General features: G+C 61.2%; 18 protein-coding genes. 12 read left to right on the top strand and 6 right to left on the bottom strand.

Going from position 1 to position 18,408, the window contains the following annotated elements:
- The first annotated feature begins 28 nt into the window (after positions 1–28).
- From V473_RS08680 to V473_RS08665, 4 genes are all read left to right on the top strand, one after another.
- On the top strand, positions 29–1,183 hold the full coding sequence (locus tag V473_RS08680; RefSeq protein ID WP_066602692.1) for an LLM class flavin-dependent oxidoreductase: 1,155 nt from the start codon (positions 29–31) through the stop codon (positions 1,181–1,183).
- 38 nt (positions 1,184–1,221) lie between these two features.
- Positions 1,222–2,328 carry an LLM class flavin-dependent oxidoreductase gene (locus tag V473_RS08675; RefSeq protein WP_082679030.1) on the top strand — a complete coding sequence of 369 codons (1,107 nt, stop codon included), beginning with the start codon at positions 1,222–1,224 and terminating at the stop codon, positions 2,326–2,328.
- A gap of 158 nt (positions 2,329–2,486) precedes the next feature.
- Positions 2,487–3,578: a zinc-binding dehydrogenase gene (locus V473_RS08670; protein ID WP_066602688.1), complete on the top strand. Its 1,092-nt coding sequence runs from the start codon at positions 2,487–2,489 to the stop codon at positions 3,576–3,578.
- A 10-nt stretch (positions 3,579–3,588) separates the two neighbouring features.
- Complete coding sequence (locus tag V473_RS08665) at positions 3,589–4,389, top strand: SDR family NAD(P)-dependent oxidoreductase (RefSeq protein ID WP_066602687.1); 801 nt, start codon at positions 3,589–3,591, stop codon at positions 4,387–4,389.
- A 55-nt stretch (positions 4,390–4,444) separates the two neighbouring features.
- Here V473_RS08665 and V473_RS08660 read toward each other — a convergent pair whose 3' ends face one another.
- A complete protein-coding gene (locus V473_RS08660; protein ID WP_066602684.1) occupies positions 4,445–5,104 on the bottom strand; it encodes a carboxymuconolactone decarboxylase family protein in 660 nt (219 codons plus the stop codon).
- A 137-nt stretch (positions 5,105–5,241) separates the two neighbouring features.
- Here V473_RS08660 and V473_RS08655 point away from each other — a divergent pair, with 137 nt between their 5' ends.
- The 8 genes from V473_RS08655 to V473_RS08620 all read left to right on the top strand — a co-directional run bounded on the left by V473_RS08655 (position 5,242) and on the right by V473_RS08620 (position 12,546).
- Positions 5,242–7,632: a TonB-dependent receptor gene (locus tag V473_RS08655; RefSeq protein WP_244884350.1), complete on the top strand. Its 2,391-nt coding sequence runs from the start codon at positions 5,242–5,244 to the stop codon at positions 7,630–7,632.
- Between the two features lie 70 nt (positions 7,633–7,702).
- Positions 7,703–8,161: a nuclear transport factor 2 family protein gene (locus V473_RS08650; protein ID WP_066602679.1), complete on the top strand. Its 459-nt coding sequence runs from the start codon at positions 7,703–7,705 to the stop codon at positions 8,159–8,161.
- A 7-nt stretch (positions 8,162–8,168) separates the two neighbouring features.
- Positions 8,169–9,005 (top strand): enoyl-CoA hydratase-related protein, encoded by an 837-nt coding sequence (locus V473_RS08645; RefSeq protein ID WP_066602676.1) that lies wholly within the window; start codon positions 8,169–8,171, stop codon positions 9,003–9,005.
- Positions 9,006–9,776, top strand: coding sequence for an enoyl-CoA hydratase-related protein (locus tag V473_RS08640; RefSeq protein ID WP_066602674.1), 771 nt, complete (start codon positions 9,006–9,008; stop codon positions 9,774–9,776).
- A 23-nt stretch (positions 9,777–9,799) separates the two neighbouring features.
- On the top strand, positions 9,800–10,024 hold the full coding sequence (locus V473_RS08635) for a dodecin (RefSeq protein ID WP_037542269.1): 225 nt from the start codon (positions 9,800–9,802) through the stop codon (positions 10,022–10,024).
- Positions 10,025–10,048: 24 nt separating this feature from the next.
- Complete coding sequence (locus V473_RS24585) at positions 10,049–11,209, top strand: flavin reductase (protein WP_082679029.1); 1,161 nt, start codon at positions 10,049–10,051, stop codon at positions 11,207–11,209.
- Between the two features lie 56 nt (positions 11,210–11,265).
- Positions 11,266–12,027 (top strand): SDR family NAD(P)-dependent oxidoreductase, encoded by a 762-nt coding sequence (locus V473_RS08625; protein ID WP_066602668.1) that lies wholly within the window; start codon positions 11,266–11,268, stop codon positions 12,025–12,027.
- A 12-nt stretch (positions 12,028–12,039) separates the two neighbouring features.
- A complete protein-coding gene (locus V473_RS08620) occupies positions 12,040–12,546 on the top strand; it encodes a nuclear transport factor 2 family protein (RefSeq protein WP_066602667.1) in 507 nt (168 codons plus the stop codon).
- A gap of 48 nt (positions 12,547–12,594) precedes the next feature.
- On the opposite strand, the gene V473_RS08615 is transcribed toward V473_RS08620, so the two are convergent.
- The 5 genes from V473_RS08615 to V473_RS08595 form a co-directional block, all read right to left on the bottom strand.
- Positions 12,595–13,386, bottom strand: coding sequence for a dienelactone hydrolase family protein (locus V473_RS08615; RefSeq protein WP_082679028.1), 792 nt, complete (start codon positions 13,384–13,386; stop codon positions 12,595–12,597).
- Positions 13,383–14,024, bottom strand: a complete 642-nt coding sequence (locus tag V473_RS08610; protein WP_009821792.1) for a CoA transferase subunit B — start codon at positions 14,022–14,024, stop codon at positions 13,383–13,385. The genes V473_RS08615 and V473_RS08610 overlap by 4 nt, the downstream gene beginning before the upstream one ends.
- Positions 14,024–14,731 carry a CoA transferase subunit A gene (locus tag V473_RS08605; RefSeq protein WP_066602665.1) on the bottom strand — a complete coding sequence of 236 codons (708 nt, stop codon included), beginning with the start codon at positions 14,729–14,731 and terminating at the stop codon, positions 14,024–14,026. The genes V473_RS08610 and V473_RS08605 overlap by 1 nt, the downstream gene beginning before the upstream one ends.
- Positions 14,728–15,918 carry a beta-ketothiolase BktB gene (bktB, locus tag V473_RS08600; RefSeq protein ID WP_066602663.1) on the bottom strand — a complete coding sequence of 397 codons (1,191 nt, stop codon included), beginning with the start codon at positions 15,916–15,918 and terminating at the stop codon, positions 14,728–14,730. The genes V473_RS08605 and bktB overlap by 4 nt, the downstream gene beginning before the upstream one ends.
- Before the next feature lie 158 nt (positions 15,919–16,076).
- Positions 16,077–17,714 (bottom strand): flavin-containing monooxygenase, encoded by a 1,638-nt coding sequence (locus V473_RS08595; RefSeq protein WP_082679027.1) that lies wholly within the window; start codon positions 17,712–17,714, stop codon positions 16,077–16,079.
- Positions 17,715–18,408 lie beyond the last annotated feature (694 nt).

The raw sequence follows: 18,408 nt of genomic DNA, 5'->3' as shown, positions 1-18,408 counted from the left end.
TGAAAAGCTCCTTTGGGGATGGAGAGGTATGAAGTTTCATCTTATGCAGACCGGTGTTGTCGGTCGCCGTCATGAAATCGAGCAGGGCATGGCCGGTCAGCGGCCGGAACTGTATCAGCGCTTCCTCGATGAGGTTAAGGGCTATGTACAACTCGCCGACGAGCTTGGTTTCTACGGCTATTGCCAACCCGAACATCACCTTCAGATCGAGGGATTCGAGGCCAACAATCACCCTGGCATGTTCAGCCTGTTCGTCGGGCAGCACAGCAAGAGGATGAAGGCCGGCATCATGGGCTACACCATGACCACCCACAATCCGGTTCGCGTCGCGGAGGAAATCGCGACGCTCGATCATATGCTGCAAGGCCGCCTCTACTGTGGCTTCACGCGCGGCTATCATGCACGCTGGGTGGACGCCTACGGTATCAAGGAAGGTGTCAGTGCCACGACCCCCGACAATGTGAAGGCGCGCGACGAGCAGGATGCGCGCAACCGCTCGCTGTTCGAAGAAGGCGTGCGCGTCGTTAAGAAGGCCTGGACCAACGATGTGTTCAGCCACAAGGGCGACAACTGGCAGTTTCCGCCAGAGGGCGGCTCCACCGGCCATCCCGCTTACGCCAAATATGGCAAGGGCCAGGACGAGAATGGTCGCGTCCAGCAGATCGGCATCGCGCCGCTGCCCTATCAGCGCCCCCATCCGCCGATATATGGCGGCTTCGCGGCGTCCGGCCGCACGATCGACTTCTGGGCCGAGGAAGGCGGGAAGCTGATCGTTCTTTCCGACAATATCGACTTTTGCGAGCAGCTGAACAATCGTTACATCGCGACCGCCGCCAAGAATGGCCGCGAGGTTACGAAGACGGATGCATCGGCCTGGGGCGGCTTCCTCATGCTGACCGACGACAAGGATCATGCGGCCAAGCTCATGGAAGAGCATATGTGGTTCTGGGACGAATGGTTCATTCCGCTCGGCCAGCGCCCGCCAAACGTCCTGATCGGGTCGGCCGACGAGATCGCCGACAAGATTGGCCGGGCGCATGATCGCCTCGGCTTCGACGAACTCTTCCTCATGTTCGGGCAGGGGCATCTGGAGCCTGAGGCCAATCAGGAAGAACTGGAGAAGTTCATCAGCAAGGTCGCGCCGCGCTTCTCGACGAAGGATGCCGAAGGCACCTTCGTCTGAACCAGCCCCACGCGCGCAGACAAGATTAGGAGAGTAAAATGGCAATGCAGTGCGGCATCTTCATGACCCCCTACAATCCGCCGAGCCGGACGGCGCGGCAGGTTTTCGACTGGGCGCTCGACATAGCCCGGATCGCCGATGAGGCAGGCTATGCCGATTTCATGATCGGCGAACATTACACCCTTGGCTGGGAAAATATTCCCATGCCCGAGGCCATCATTGCGGCTTGTGCCCAGACGACTAAGCAGATTCGCTTCGCACCGATGGCGCATCTGCTGCCCTATCACGACCCTGCCACGCTCGCGATCCGCATCGGCTGGCTAAGCCAGGTGATGGAAGGACGTTACTTCCTAGGCGTGGCGCCGGGCGGCCACCATACCGATGCCATTCTTCATGGCTTCGAGAGCATCTCCGAACTGCCGCCAATGCAGCTGGAGGCCTTGCATCTGATGGAGCGCGTGTGGGAAGGAAAACCGTTCCTCGAAAAGGGGAAGTTCTTCAAGGCGGGCTTCCCCGGCGACGCGACGATGCCGGAATATAATGTCGTCATCGCCGACAACAGTCCTTATGGCGGCCGCGACAAGCTCGAAATCGCCGTCACCGGCTTGTCACAAAATTCGTCGTCGATGCGTTTCGCCGGCGAGCGCGATTACTCGCCTATCTCCTTCTTCGGCGGTACCCCGCAGATGAAGGCGCACTGGGATACCTGGGCGACGGCGATGGAATCGAAGGGGCGCACACCCGATCGCAAACGCTATCGTGTCTGCCGCGATATCTTCATCGCGGACACCGATGCTGAGGCCAAACGGCGCTTCCTTGCCAGCGGCCTCGCCCAGACGTGGAAGCATTATCTCAAGGAAATCTACGTCAAGTTCGGCCTGTTCAACGGCATCATCCAGGACTCTGGCAAGGATCTGACGCCCGACGATATCGACGAGGATTTCCTCGCTGAGCATGTGGTGCTGTGCGGCTCGCCCGAAACCGCGATCGAGAAGCTCGAAGCCCTTGCCGACAAGGTCGGCGGCTGGGGCCAGTTGGTCTATAACCAGCATGACAGCATCGACGATCCCAAGCCCTGGGAAGAGTCGTTGCGTCGGTTCGCGTCGGAAGTGGCACCGAAGGTGCGGATGCCCGGCGTCGACTGAAACCGCAAACAGCGCATCCTTGGAGGCGCGCTACCTATTCCCGTCCCTGCTGACTGCACGAGGCAAGGGCGGGAGTGTAGCGGGCAGGGGGCACGCCTGCATTTTGCGTCACAAAGATTCCGACAGGCCCAACGAGGCAGATCGTAAGGAGAGAGAAAATGGCAACCGGCCGCGCCACCGTCCTGGTGGAACCCAACAAACTGGAAACGTGGGACGTGCCGGTGGTCGAACCCGAGCATGGCGGGGCGCTGGTGCGCATCGTGCTGGGCGGCGTGTGCGGCAGCGACGTCCACATCACTACGGGACAGGCCGGTGTCATGCCGTTCCCCATCATCCTGGGCCATGAAGGTATCGGACGGATCGAGAAGCTCGGTGGCTTTGATACCGATTATGCCGGCGTGCCAGTCAAGCCGGGCGACCTTGTCTACTGGTCGCCGATTTCCGCCTGTCATCGCTGCCACAGCTGCAACGTCCTCGACGAAACTCCTTGCGAGAATTCGCGGTTTTTCGAAGACGCCAGCAAGCCCAACTGGGGCAGCTATGCCGACTTCGCCTGGCTGCCCAATGGCCTTGCCTTTTTCAAGCTTCCGGACGGCGCAGATCCGCTGGCCGTCGCGGCGTTGGGTTGCGCCCTGCCGACAGTCCTGCGCGGCTTTGACCGCTGCGGACCAGTTCGCTTGGGTGAAACCGTCGTGGTGCAGGGCGCCGGACCGGTGGGCCTGTCGGCCGTCCTTGTCGCCAAACAGGCTGGCGCCAGGGATGTGATCGTCATCGACGGTATCGAGAGCAAGCTGGAGGTGGCGCGGAGCCTGGGCGCAACAGCAACAGTCTTGCTGTCGGATTCGCCTGAAGAACGGCGCCGGCAAATATATGACATCGCCGGTCCTTCCGGCCCGTCGCTGGTCGTAGAGGCTGCGGGTTTCCTGCCTGCTTTCCCTGAAGGTGTCGACCTCACCGGCATTCATGGGCGCTACGTCATTCTGGGCCTGTGGGGAGCGATCGGAACGCAGCCCATCTCCCCTCGCGACATGACGACCAAGAATATCACGATCGCCGGGGCGACCTTCCCGAAGCCCAAACATTATCACGGCGCGATGCATCTGGCCGCGCAGTTGCAGGATAAGGTGCCGCTCGCATCGCTGGTGACGCATCGCTACGCGATCGAAGATGCCGACAAGGCCCTGGACGCAGTCCATCACGGCAAAGTGATCAAGGCGGTCATCGACCCCGAACTCTCGCCGGCAAGCTGAGGAACGGGAAATGGGCAATAGCGTCACCGGCAAGAGCATCATCGTCACGGGTGCCGGAAGCGGCATGGGTCGAGCCTGCGCCATCGAAATGGCGCGTCAGGGCGGCAAGGTCTTCGCCGTCGACATCAACCTCCAGGCAGTCGAGGAAACCGTCGCTCAGATAATCAGGGAAGGGTTCGTCGGCGTCGCGCATCAATGCGACCTGCGCGACCCCGAGCAGATCAAGGCGATGATGGCGAAAGCGGCGGAATTGTTCGATGGCATCGACGTACTGCACAACAACGCTGCCGTGCATGAGACCGACCTTACCGAGCAAACTTCGATCGAGGACCTGCCCGACGATGTGTGGGACAAGGTCTATGAGATCAATCTGCGCGCCGTATGGCTGGCGATCAAATATGCAGCGCCCTATCTCAAAGCATCAACGCGCGGTCCTGCCATCGTCAATGTGGCATCGACCGGGGCGTTCGTATCCTACCCCCAGGCAGGTGCCTATTGCGCAACGAAGGGCGGCGTCCTGATGCTGACCAAGGCTGCCGCCGTCGATCTCGCGAAATATGGCATAAGGTGCAACTGCTACTGTCCTGGCGCTATCGATACGCCGATGGTCCAGAAATATTACGAGGCGGCGCCGGACAAGGATCTTATTCTGTCCGTGATGACCGGCTCCCATCTCATCCCGCGCCTTGGGCGACCCGAGGAGATTGCGAAGCTCGCCTGCTTCCTGGCCTCGGACGATTCCAGTTTCATCACCGGCGCTGCCTATGTGATCGATGGTGGCACGCTGGCTTGGCGCGGCGTGAACGCCTGAACTTTAAGGGGCGAAAGCGGCATTCCGATCATCTGGTCGGGATGCCGCTTTTGATTCAATCCACGCCCACATGTGCCGGTGTCTGAGCGGCAAGTTGCATGCAGTCATCGAGTGCGCGCCGTCCTGCCCCCAATTTGATGGCATTGGCCAGGTGTAGTCTAAAGCCCGGCATGAACCGGTGCGAAGGCATCGCATCGCTAGCCATGGCAAGCAGCTCCTTCGTACGGGCTGATACTGTCCGCGTTTTCCACGGCACCGCACAGAAGTCGAAGAACGCCTCAAACTGCGCTGGCGACAGTTTGAGCATCGAGCGCAGAAATCCCGGCAATTCGTCTTCCATCCGATCCCAGAAAGGATCGTTTCCGATGCGGGCGTCCCAGATCTTCTGCTCGTCTGCGGTGAAGGCAATGGTGCCGTCGCTTTCGGTTAGGCCAGCCCCTGTCGTAATGAGACTGGAGGTCAGCATCAGCGAGTGAACGCCCAGACCCGCCATCAAAGAGACGATCTCCTGTATCTGCTGTGTGGTGGCCCCAAGTGTCAGGGCCTCGCTGATGGCAAGTCCGCTGGCGGCTTTGTTCAGGGACGGGAGGGCACAGGCAAGGCCCAGTTTGATAAGCGCCCGATCGATAGCGGGCAGGGCCTCACCATCACCCACGTCCGCAGCCGTTACCAGCGTGCTGAACTCCTCAATCCCAACTCCCGACGACAACGCCATGTTTTTTTCTCCGCTTTTTCAACTCTGGTGTTGACGGCTCAATATGCTTGTGTCAACTCCAGCGTTGACGATGGCGGGGCGTAAGGAGTCCCACACGTGAACTGGCCTTAACACGGCCTATGGGAGAGGAGGATAGCTTGACCCAAGCAATTACCAAGCAGCTGCGCCATATGGGCCTTCTGGCGTCTACAGCCATTGCCATAACCACAATGCCAGCCGGCATCGCCAGCGCGCAGGTCGCCGATCAGGCTAACGAACCCGCCGCGCGCGGCGGTGCGGCCGATATCGTCGTTACGGCGCAGAAGCGCGAACAGCGTCTGAACGACGTGGGTCTTGCGGTCACGGCTATCGGCGGTGAGGCCCTTCAAAATCGCCAGATTGCGAGCCTTACGGATATCGCCTCGGCCGTTCCCGGACTCGTATTTTCCAACAGCGCGTCCAACACCCCAGTCTACACCCTGCGCGGCGTAGGCTTTAACGACACGACGCTTGGCTCCTATCCTGACGTCAGCGTCTATCTGGACGAAGCACCGCTTCCGTTCCCGGTTATGACCAAGCTGGTCGGGTTCGACCTCGACCGCCTTGAAGTGCTCAAGGGGCCGCAGGGCACGCTCTTTGGCAACAATGCCACTGGTGGCGCGATCAACTTTATCGCTGCCAAGCCGACCAAGACTTTCGAGGCCGGCGGCACGGTAAGCTATGGCCGTTTCAACGCCATTGACGGCGAAGCCTATGTCAGCGGACCGATCTCTGACACGCTGGGTGTTCGCATTTCGGGTAAAGCTACGCATTCCGATGACTGGCAGAAAAGCTATACCACCGACGCAAAGACCGGTGGCAGCGAGAATTATGCCGGCCGCATCATCCTTGCCTGGGAACCGACCGATCGGCTCCGGGTCAACCTCAACGTCAATGGATGGCTCGAGAAGGGCAAGCCGCCAGCGCTGCAGCTGATCGGCATCCGCAACGCAGGTCCTGGTAACCCAGTCACAGGATATCCGCTGGCGCCCGAAAATGCCCGCTCGGCTGATTTCTCGACGAACATCGATCCTTATCTCGACAACAGCATGTGGCAGGCGATCGGACGGATCGACTATGATCTGACCGATGATATCTCGGTGACTTCGCTGACATCCTATGTCGATTACAAGCAGAAGATGGCGTTCGACGGCGACGGCACCACGCTCAACAACGCGGATTTCCGCTTCTTCGGCGGCGGCATCAAGAGCTTCTCGCAAGAATTGCGCATCGCCAATGGCGGCAACAACCCGTTCCGCTACATCCTGGGTCTGAACTATTCCGACGATCGTGCGAAGGACAGGTCGGAGCTCGACTATCGCGACTCCACGATCAATACCGGCACTGCGGCATTCGGAGGGATTTTCCGGTCTGGTTTCCGCGCCAACCAGAATATGAAGAATTACGCTGCCTTCGCCAACGCGGAATATGATGTCGGCGACCTGACCTTCAAGGGCGGTATCCGCTATACAAAGTCCAAGCGTGAAGCGAACAGCTGCTTCTTCGGCATCGCCGCCGAAGGCTCGAACCTGCCGTTCGCGCCGCTCTACACCTTCTTCGCCAACCTGCTTCGTTCGCAAAACGGCCTGTCGCCGATCACTGTCACGCCCGAACAGACGCTGGGCTGCCTGACCATCGACAATACCGGACTGCTGGGCGCTGATCCGACTTTCCTGCCCGGCCAGTTCGTCGGCAAGCTGAACGAGGATAACGTCTCATGGCGTGCGGGCATCGACTATAAGCCGCGTCCCGGTATCCTGCTCTATGCCAACGTCGCCAAGGGCTACAAGGCAGGCAGCTTCCCCTCGGTCGCGGCCTCGACGACCCAGCAGAGCCAGCCGGTGCGTCAGGAATCGCTGCAATCCTATGAAGCGGGCTTCAAGCTGTCGCTGATCGACCGGACGCTCCAGGCCAATGGCGCGATCTTCTACTACGACTATCGCAACCGCCAGATCCGCTCGAAACTGCTCGATCCCAATTTCGGTCCGCTCGACGTTCTGGTGAACGTGCCCAAGTCCAACGTGAAGGGTCTCGAACTGGAACTGACGGCCAATCCTGCCGACTGGTTCAGCGCCTACGCCAACTTCACCTATCTCGACGCCAAGGTGAAGCGTTACACCGGCCTCAACCCGGAAACGCTGGCGGTCGGACAGAATTTCGACGGTGCGGCACTGCCTTACACGCCGAAATATCAGATCTCGACTGGCTTCAGCGTGGACTTCCCGGTTAGCGACAACCTCAACGGTTTCGGTGGCGCGGATCTCAACTATCGTAGCCAGACCAATGCGTTCATCGGCGCCTCGAACCTGTTCGAGATCAAGGACTATGGCACGCTCGATCTGCGGGCAGGCATCAAGTCCCAGGATGACCGCTGGTCGTTCCAGGTCTGGGGCAAGAACGTGACCAACAGCTACTATTGGGACAACGTCGCCTTCTTCTTCGACACCGTGACGCGCTGGCCGGCCCGCCCGGCTACCTATGGCGCAACCTTGAGCGTCAAGTTCCGCTGACGCTTACTCTCCCGCTCGGCCGAGGGGGCGAGCGGGAGGGACCACCGCTTTCAAAGGAGAATGACGAAAGATGACTGACCAGCAGATATCGCGGCTTTTGGAGCAGCAGGCGATCGAACGGATGATGTTCGAATATTCCTACTATCTCGACATGAACGATCCCGTGAACATGGCGACGCTCTTCGTGGATGACTGCGAGGTCAGCTACGCTCCCAATTTCGGCGCGGTCGGCATCGAAGCCTATAAGAAAACCCTCGACGGTATCGGTACCTTCTTCAAGGGCACCAGCCACCATAATTCCAATATTGTCGTCGACTTTATCAGCGAGACCGAAGCGGACGTTCGCTCGATCGTGCTGGCGGTCCATCGCTACACCAAGGAGCGTCCCGACGGCATCCTGTACGGCCAGTATTTCGATCGCGTCGTAAAAGTCGACGGACAGTGGAAGTTCAAGCGCCGCGAGTTGCGTACGACGATGACCACCGACTATCACGTCAAAGCTTTCAACCCCATCGGCCGGCTGGAGTAATCGCTCCATGCCTCCCTATGAAGCCATCAGGATAGAGCATGAGGAGGCGTTGAGCTGGATCGTGCTCAATCGTCCCGAGGCCGCCAACGCTTTGTCGCCGCAATTGCTTGACGAGTTCGGCCATGCGCTCGAAACGCTCAAGCATGAAGGCGGTCCGGTCATCGCCATACGGGGCGAGGGCAGGGGCTTTTGTTCCGGCATCGATCTGGGAGGCTATGGCGGGGGCGACAAGGGGCCGGCCGATCCGATGGCCGACCGCGCCCGGCTTGAAGCCAACGTTGCGCGCTGGTTGCAGATGTGGGACCACCCAAAGCCCGTCGTCGCGGCGGTCCATGGCTATTGCATGGCCGCCGCCGCACAGATGTGCGTGTTCACCGATATCACGGTGGTTGCCGATAATGTGAAGATCGGCGAACCGACCATTCCCATAGGCGGCGGCTTCATTGCTCCTGCCTGGGTTTCCCTCGTCGGGCACAAGCGGGCGAAGGAATTTGCATTCGTGCCGGGCAACTGGATCGATGGACCCACTGCCGTGGAATGGGGCTGGGCCAATCATTGCGTTCCGGCCGACGACCTCATCGCCTGCGTCCGCTCGCTGGCCGAGCGCATTGCCCTCACGCCGCCTGAAGTGCTCAGGCTCAAGAAGCTGTCGATCAACCGTGCGGCCGAAGCCCAGGGCTTCCGTCAGTCGCTCTCGGGCATCGCCGAGATCGACGCGCTGCTGCACCTCGCACCCGCCGTCCTCGAGATCCGTGCCCGTATGAAGGACAAGGGCCTCAAGGCGGTTATCCAGGAATATAAAGTCGCGCCGACGAGCCCGCTGGTCGCGCCAAAGGAGCCATGAATGTCTGACATCGAATTCACGAAAGACGGCCATACCGCGCATGTGAAGCTCAACCGTCCGCAAGGTCTCAATGCGATCACGCAGGAGATGGATGATCTGCTGCTCGCGGCATGGACCGACATTAACGACGACCCGGATATCTGGACCGTCATTCTTTCGGCTGAAGGCGAGAAAAGCTTCTGCATCGGTGCGGACGTCTCCGGCGGCGCCGAGCGCAAGACGCGCATGGCGCTGGCTGGTGGCCTGACCGGCATCGGCGGGCCGCTCGTGAAACTGAAAAAGCCCCTTATCGTTGCGGTGCAGGGCTTCTGCGTTGGTGGCGGTTTCGAACTCGCCATGTGCGCCGATATCATCGTTGCGGCCGACACAGCCCAGTTCGGCCTGCCCGAAACAAAGGTCGGCATCATCGGCGAATGCGGCGTTGTGCATCGCGCCGTGCGCCAGCTTCCCCATCATATCGCGATGGCCATGATCCTGACCGGCGATCGCATCAAGGCGGAAGCCGCGGAGCGCTATGGTCTGGTCAACGAGGTCGTTCCCTATGCCGACCTCGCTGCCACGGCGCAGAAATGGGCCGACAAGATCAATGGTGCATCGCCGCTGGCCAACCAGGCCGCGAAGGTCGCTGCTCTCGACCGGCTCGACTACCCGCTTGAGGTCGCCCTCATGACGAAGTTCGAGGAAATCGAGCAATATGCCGCCAGCGCGGACAAGCGCGAAGGCGAGCAGGCCGCGGGCGAACGCCGCAAGCCGGTGTGGACCGGACGCTGACCTAACCAAGGAGGAGCCAGGTAATGAGTGATCATGTCTATCGGGTTATTGAAATTGTCGGCTCCTCCACGTCGAGCGTGGACGACGCGATCAAGACCGCCATCGCGCGCGCCAGCGAGACACTGCATGGCCTGCGATGGTTCGAGTTGGTCCAGACCCGTGGACATATCGAGGACGGTCAGATCCAGCACTTCCAGGTCACATTGAAAGTCGGCTTCGTCGTCGACCCCGTGACCGGCTCCGACTGAACGCCATACTGAACGAGGCGCCCTGTGTTATCTTCTCAGCAAGTCCTTCCCATCGACCCCAAATGGTATCGCCAGGTTCTCGGGCAGTATCCGACCGGTGTCTGCGTAATCACCGCGACGGCCAGCGATGGCGTTCCCGTATCGATGGTCGTGGGTTCCTTCACGTCGGTCTCGTTAAATCCGGCGTTGGTCGCCTTCTTTCCCGATCGCGGATCGAGCAGTTGGGCCAAGTTGCGCGACTGCGAGCATTTCTGCGTGAATATCCTGGGCGCAGAGCAGGAGCCTGTCTGTCGCCAGCTGGCGTCCAAGGACCCTAACAAATTTGACGGCGTCGCCCACCGGATTTCGGAACGAGGCTGTCCTGTCCTTGAAGATGTGGTCGCGTGGATAGAATGCCGACGCTACGCCATCACCGATGCTGGGGACCATGAGATGGTCACAGGCGAAATTGTCGCGCTCGACATCGCTGGCGGAGGCCTTCCGCTTCTCTTCTTCCAGGGCGGCTATGGCCAGTTTGCCCCCGGCGCGCTCGTCGCGAGCGAAGCGCCGGGCCTGTCCCTCGCCCAGCTTCGGCAGGTCGATCGGGCGCGCGCCGAACTAGAGCGTCTTGCCGCCGAAACCGGAGGACGCTGCATTGTTACCGTCCGGGCCGGCGAGGAACTGATCGTGGCAGCGAGTGCCGGACAGGGAAATATTCCAGGCATCGCAACGCTCGTCGGGCAACGATTGCCGTTCCGCCTGCCGACCGGGTCGGTGTTCGCAGCCTGGCTCTCCGATCAGGAAGTCGACCCCTGGCTTGGCCGCCACGACGTTCCGGTTCGCGAAACTGCGGCCACCGTTCTTGCCAGAGTGCGTGAACGCGGCTTCTCGGTCGGCCTTATCAGCGAGGCACAACGCATCTTCTCCGCGCAACTGGCCGCCGCGGGTGACGACGAGATCGCGATCGAAGCGCTGGAGGAGCTGATTTCCGACCTGGCCTTTGATCCTGCCGAATGGACCGATGCGATCAAGGGACAGGCGCGGGTCGTCTCGGTGCCGGTTTTTGGCGCCGACGGCGCCGTCGCCATGGCGCTGACACTCTATGGTTTCCCCAAGCCTCCAGAAGGCGGCATCGATATCTATATCGCGCATCTGATCGAAGCAGCCACCCGCGTTAGCGCGGGTCTTGGAGCCCGCGCGCAATAGAATATGAACCTGCCGGGCGACAGCAGCCTGCGCATTGAACTTTCAAGGAGACACCTATGGACATGCGTGATGTCGCAGCAATCGTCACGGGAGGCGCATCGGGACTGGGTGGCGCGACAGCCTCGATGCTTGCCGCGCACGGCGCACGCGTCGCGATCTTCGATCTCAATGAGGAGCAGGGGACCAGGAAGGCCCAGGAATTGGACGGCGCGTTCTTCCGGGTCGATGTCGCCGACGCGCAGAGCGTGAAGGATGGGCTGGAAGCCGCAGCACAGGCGCACGGCACGGCGCGCATCCTAGTGAACTGCGCAGGCGTCGCGCCGGCGATCAAGACGGTCGGTCGGGAAAATGTGCCGCATCCACTCGACAGCTTTCGCCGCGCCGTCGAGATCAATCTCATCGGCAGCTTCAACGTCATCGCCCAGTTCGCCGCCCTTCTGGCCGTTGCCGAGCCTGTCGGCGAGGAACGTGGCGTCATCGTCAACACCGCAAGTGTTGCTGCCTATGACGGGCAGATGGGTCAGGCGGCCTACGCCGCGTCCAAGGGCGGCGTCGTGGGCATGACGCTACCGGTCGCCCGCGATCTGGCGCAGCACAAGATCAGGGTCATGACGGTCGCGCCGGGCATCTTCCTGACGCCGATGCTAATGGGATTGCCCCAGCCGGCGCAGGATTCGCTTGGCCAGCAGGTTCCGCATCCCAGCCGCTTGGGCCGCCCGGAAGAATATGCTCAACTGGTGGAAGCCATCATCGGCAACCCCATGCTCAATGGTGAAGTCATCAGGCTCGACGGCGCGATCAGAATGGCGCCGCGATAGAAGGAGAGAGAAATGGACCTGGAGCAACGCATTCGCCGACTGGAGGATCGCAATGCGATCTCGGATCTCGTCGTCTCCTATTTCCTGGCGTCTGACGATGACGATTCCGACGGCGTGGCGGCCAGCTTCATTCCCGACGCCACATTCAGTTCTTCGGGCGTTCTCAATGCGACCGGTCGCGATGCCATCGTCGAATTCATAAAGACGGCCCGTTCCTATATGGGACTGACGGTACACACCCCCCATTATGTCCAGTGCCGGTTCGAGTCCGACGATCGGGCTACCGGCCTTGTCGGCGCGCACCTGGAATTGGTCCTGGGTGGCACGAGCGTCGTCGGCGCTGTCCGCTATGTCGATAGCTATGTCCGGGACGGAGAGGTCTGGCGTTTTGCCTCGCGCGATATGCGCACCGTTCATATCGCACCGTGGGATGAGGTCGGCGCGGCGTTTGCCTCGACGACCCCGGTGCGCTGGCCGGGCGGGGAAGCTGCCGCCTCGGATTTCCCTCGCAAGTCTTAGTCGTAGCGCAGGCGTGCCGGTCCGCTGGACATGGTACGCCAGCTTATATCACGGCATGACGATCGTCGCGCTCGTCCCGCCGTCAGGCGCTGCCCAGAGGTCATCCAGAAACGCCCGCATGGCATTCCATGAGCGACGATCGGCAACGGGATCGTAGCGAAGCCAGTCGGGAAGGCCACGCTCATGCGCCCTGGGATTTGTGAAGCTGTGACGAACCCCGCCATAGACATGCATCTCCCAACGTACCTCCGCCTCCCGCATCGTCTGCTTGAAATGCAGCCGCTGTTCTGCATTGATGGAGGGATCGTCCGCACCAAGCAGCAACAGTATCGCTGCCTTGATGTTAGGCGCATCCTGTGGCGCGGTCAGCGCCAGACCGCTGTGAAAGCCCACCACTGCTCCGATGTCGCGGCCGGTAAGCGCCAGCTCCAGCGCCATCGTACCGCCAAAGCAGAAGCCGATCGCGCCGACCTTCGCGGGATCCACTTCCGGTTGCGCAAGCAGCGCATCATAGGCAGGCACCACACGCTCGCGCACGCAAGCACTGCTTTTCTGCAAGGGTTCAAGCTTCTCTAGAACCTCCTCGAGCCCGCTCAGTTCGCGCGCCTCGCCATGAAGGTCGCACGCCAGCGCGACATAGCCCATCTCGGATGCAATCCGCTCGGCGCGCAGGATCGCCTGGTCGCTCAGGCCATAGCCCTCGGGAAAGACGAGAAGAGCAGGGTGAGGCCCTGCGCCAGCGGGTATGGCGAGATGTCCGCGCATCGCCAGCCCGTCCGCCACATAGTCCACTGTCCGTACATTGATCGCGCGTGCATCCTTTGGCGACAGGCCGGTCACAACGCCACCTCGAAGGAGGCGGATGTCTTTGCCTCGACATCCTGGCGCGTCACGCCGGGCGCGAGTTCGATCAGCCTGAAGGGGCTGTCGTGGTCGGCCCGCTGGAATACGGCGAGGTCGGTGATGATCATGTCGACCACATTCTTCCCGGTCAGCGGCAGCGTGCATTCCGGAATGAACTTGGGGCTGCCGTCCTTGGACGTATGCTCCATGACCACGATGATCTTCTTGACCCCCGCGACCAGATCCATCGCGCCGCCCATGCCCTTGATCATCTTGCCGGGGATCATCCAGTTGGCGATGTCGCCATTTTCGGCGATCTCCATCGCGCCCAGCACGGTCAGGTCGATATGCCCGCCACGGATCATCGCAAAGCTGTCCGAAGACGAAAAATAGGCGGTTTGTGGCAGTTCGCTGATCGTCTGCTTGCCCGCATTGATGAGGTCCGCATCCTCCTCTCCGTCGAGCGGAAAGGGACCGATGCCGAGCATGCCATTCTCGCTCTGGAGCGTGACTTGCACGCCGACGGGAATATGGTTCGCCACAAGCGTCGGGATGCCGATGCCCAGATTGACATAGAAGCCGTCCTCAAGCTCCTTTGCCGCGCGCGCGGCCATTTCATCTCTGCTCCAGGCCATTATGCGTCTTTCCTCTGGCGGACGGTGCGGAATTCGATCTTCTTCTCGTAGGGGGCCCCCACGATCATGCGCTGGACATAGACGCCAGGGAGGTGGATCGCATCGGGATCAAGCGATCCCACCGGCACGATCTCTTCCACTTCGACCACGCATATCTTGCCGCAGGTCGCAGCGGGCACGTTGAAGTTGCGTGCGGTCTTGCGAAAGATGACATTGCCGCTCTCGTCGGCTTTCCAGGCCTTGATCAGGCTCAGGTCGGCGAAGATGCCGCGTTCGAGGATATAGTCCTCGCCGCCGAAGCTCTTCACTTCCTTGCCCTGCGCCACCTGCGTCCCGACGCCGGTCTTGGTGTAGAAGCCGGGGATGCCCGCACCACCCGCGCGCATACGCTCCGCCAGCGTGCCCTGCGGACAGAACTCCACCTCCAGTTCGCCCGCCAGATATTGCCGCTCGAACTCCTTGTTCTCGCCGACATAGGAGGAGATCATCTTGGCGACCTGCCGCGTGCGCAGCAGCTTTCCGATCCCCTCATTGTCGATGCCGGCATTGTTGGAGGCGAAGGTCAGGCCGGAAACACCGCTGTCGCGCACCGCGTCGAGCAGCCTTTCTGGAATGCCGCAGAGGCCAAAGCCGCCCGAGGCAATGAGCAGACCGTCCTGCAAGATGCCATCGAGCGCCGAGGCTGCGTCGGGAAACAGCTTCTTCATTCAACGGCTCCCACACGCTCCACGACCATGGCGATGCCCTGACCGCCGCCGATGCACATGGTGATGAGGCCATAGCGCCCGCCGATCCGCTCAAGCTCGTAGATCGCCTTGACGGTCAGGATCGCGCCTGTCGCACCGACCGGATGGCCCAGCGATACGCCCGAGCCGTTCGGATTGACCTTCTCCGGATCGAACCCCAGCACCTTGGCAACCGCGCAGGCCTGCGCCGCGAAGGCCTCGTTGGACTCGATTACGTCCATCTGCTCGAGCGCGAGGCCCGCCCGTTCGAGCGCTATGGGAACCGCCTTGACGGGGCCGATGCCCATCCGGTCGGGTTGCACACCAGCATGGCCCCAGCCGATGATCCGCGCGAGCGGCTGGAGGCCATCGCGATCGACGGCCGCCTGCGACGCAAGGACGATCGCGGCCGCGCCATCGTTGATCCCCGAGGCATTGCCCGCCGTCACGGTGCCATCCTTCTTGAACACCGCCTTCAGACCTGACAGGCCCGCGACCGACACGTCGGCCCGGACATGTTCGTCGGTATCGAAAAGCCTGGTGCCTTTGCGATCCTTGACCTCGATCGGCAGAATCTGCGAGGCGAAGCGCCCCTCCTGCTGCGCCCGTGCCGCCCGCCTATGGCTCAGCACGGCAAGCTCATCCTGATCCTGCCGGGAGATGTCATGATCGGCCGCGACATTCTCGGCCGTGACACCCATGTGCATGCCTTCGAAGGGATCGCTCAGCACCGCAAGAAGCGTATCGACCATCTTGATCTCGCCCATCTTCTGACCGAAGCGGGCCGCAGCCACCGAATGGGGCGAGCGAGTCATCGACTCCGCGCCACCGGCTACGGCGAAGTCGCATTCATCGAGCGCGATCATTTGCGCGGCAGATATGATCGCCTGCAGGCCCGAGCCGCACAGTCGGTTGAGCGTCAGCGCAGGCGCTTCGATCGGGATTCCGGCATCGACCGCGGCGACGCGGGCAAGATAGGCATCCTTCGGCTCACTGGGAATGACATTGCCCATGACCACATGGCCGACCTGATCGGCGCCGATCCCGGCGCGCGCGATGGACTCGGCGATGACGGCGGCGCCAAGCTTGGCTGGCGGAACATCGCGAAGGCTTCCCCCAAAGTCGCCGATCGCGGTGCGTACGCCGGACAGGATGTAGATTGGTTTCATGGCTTCCTCATCTTTCGGTGGACGGGTCTGGATGCGCCGATGGCGTCCTGCGGGAGGGTCGCGCCGGCGCGCGGGATGAATCTTGTGGCAATGGAACTGCGCTCTTCGAGCCGGGTTCGCCGATCCTGGAAGACCTGCGCGAACCCGTGATCATGCGCCTAGGCGAGTTCGAACCCCGCATAGTCGGAATAGGCCACTTCCTCGCAGCGCTTGCGATATTCGGGGCCACCGCCGACATAAACGAGGGTGCGCTTTACCGTGCTACCGTCCGGCTTGGTCGTGGTCTTGACCCACCAGGCATTGGCGTCGGCCATGAGCGTTCTGGCGAAATCGGCATAGACCGCCTCGGTCCACTGCGCTTCGGCGGCTTCGCTGGCTTCCGAGAAGGTCAGGCCGCGATCGCGCATATAGGTGATCATGCGGGTGACCCACTCGCCCTGCAAGCCACCGCACACGCCCACATTGCAGAAGGCCGATCCATTGTGCGGGCCGACCAGCGTGAAGAAATTGGGGAAGCCGCGCGCCTGGAGGCCCAGGAATGTCGAAGGGCCATCGGCCCAGGCATCCTTGAGGCGCTGGCCGTTCTTGCCGGTGATGTCGATGCGATCAAGTGAGCCGGTGACGGCATCGAAACCGGTGGCGAAGATGATCACGTCGAGATCATAGGCGCCGTCCGCCGTCACGATCCCTTTGGGCGTCAAATGCTGGATCGGGGCGCCCTTGATATCGACCAGATGGACATTGGCCTGGTTATAGGCCTCGTAATAGTTGGTCTCCATCGGCACGCGCTTCGCACCGAACGGGTGGTCCGTCGGGATCAGTTTTTCCGCAACCGCCGGATCGGTCACACGCTGGCGGATTTTCTTCGCGATGAAATCGGCGAGGAACTTGTTCGACTCCTTGCTCAGCAGGAGATCGCGAAAGCCGCTGAGCCAGATGCCATAGCCCGGCTGGTTATAAAGCTGCTCGAAAAATACCTCGCGTTCCGCCTCCGAAACCTCCGTCCCCTTGCGCGTGTCGCGGTGATAGGGGAACGCCGTCGGCGTCGATTTCACATATTCCAGTATCGTGGGATAGCGCTTGCGGATGAGATCCATCTCGTCCTTTTCAAGCGGCATGTTGCCGAGCGGCGTGCACCAGTTCGGCGTCCGCTGGAAAACATAAAGGTCCTGGGCGGTATGCGCAGCGATGGGGATGATCTGCACGCCAGTCGCGCCTGTGCCGATGACGCCGACCCGCTTGCCCGTGAAATCGATCGTCTGCGGATTGCCCTCGTCGTCGGTAGGCCAGCGGGACGTGTGAAAGGCTTCGCCCTTGAACTCCTCGATCCCCGCATAGTCCGGCATCCGCGAGGCAGACAGCGGGCCGGTCGCCGATATCAGGAAGCGGCAGGTCAGCTTCTCGCCGCTGTCCAGACCGACCTTCCAGACATTGGCGAGGTCGTCATAATGAGCAGACTCCACCTTTGTGCGGAACTTGTAGTGGCGGCGGACATCCATCTTGTCGGCTGCATAATTGGCGTAACGCAGCATCTCGGGCTGCCCGGCGAAGGTTTCGCTCCAGTCCCATTCGGGGATGATGCCGCTCAGCGCGAAATAGCCATAGGTGTAGCTTTCGGTGTCGAGCCTGCATCCGGGATAGCGGTTCCAGTACCAGGTTCCGCCGACATCTTCGCCCGCTTCGATGCCCAGAACCCGCAAGCCTTCCCGGTCGAGCAGGTATGTCTGGTTCATGCCAGTGACACCTGCACCGATGACGATCGCATCATAATCCGGCTTCGTCTCAACTCCACTCACGGCACATCTCTCCTTGGAACGATCTTTCTTACTGTCAACGCTCGCGTTGACGATCTGTCAAGGGATTTTGGACTGGCGGCCCATTTCGGCTCAGAAAATGGCTAATATCCGACGTTGTTATGTTACCGAAACCATTTTCGATTCGATCTGTTTTTAGGTGATGGCCTGCCTCGAGACCCAGTTGATCGTGATCCAGGCGCGTTCGATCATGTTGGACGGCTGGGATTCGGAAAGCGACGTGAAGCTCAAATCGACCTGGTTTGCGCACGGACCTTCCCGTTCGTCTCTTGTCGTGTAACCAGGCCTAGGCACGCCAATGCGTTACTGCGTATCGACGTATTTCAGGAAATCATCCTACCCTGGATGCGCGGTCGCGCTCTACGTTCCATCTTGTCGGACGCGGCACGCAGCCTCTGGTGTCTATCGCGCATTCGATAAAGATCCCTGGCATGGACTCCGCCGCAAGAGACGGCCCCATGATCGCGCAAGCCACCCCTCCGCGGGCAGATCGGAAAGAATGAGAAGGCCTTTCTCGACAGCCAGCGTGGCCGGGACTGGCGTGCCCGTCTCCCGGATGGCGTCGATCATGGCGGCTTCCTCTTCCACCAGCGGGCCGCGCTTCGCGATGACCGTTCTTCCGTCTGCTAGCCCAAGGCGCGCTACGGAGCTCAAGCCTCCACCCGAAATGCACGCC

This window comes from Sphingobium cupriresistens LL01 (assembly GCF_001046645.1).
Taxonomy (GTDB): Bacteria; Pseudomonadota; Alphaproteobacteria; order Sphingomonadales; family Sphingomonadaceae; genus Sphingobium; species Sphingobium cupriresistens.
Note: the sequence above shows the minus strand (reverse complement) of the source record. Positions and strands in the feature narration are given on the sequence as shown.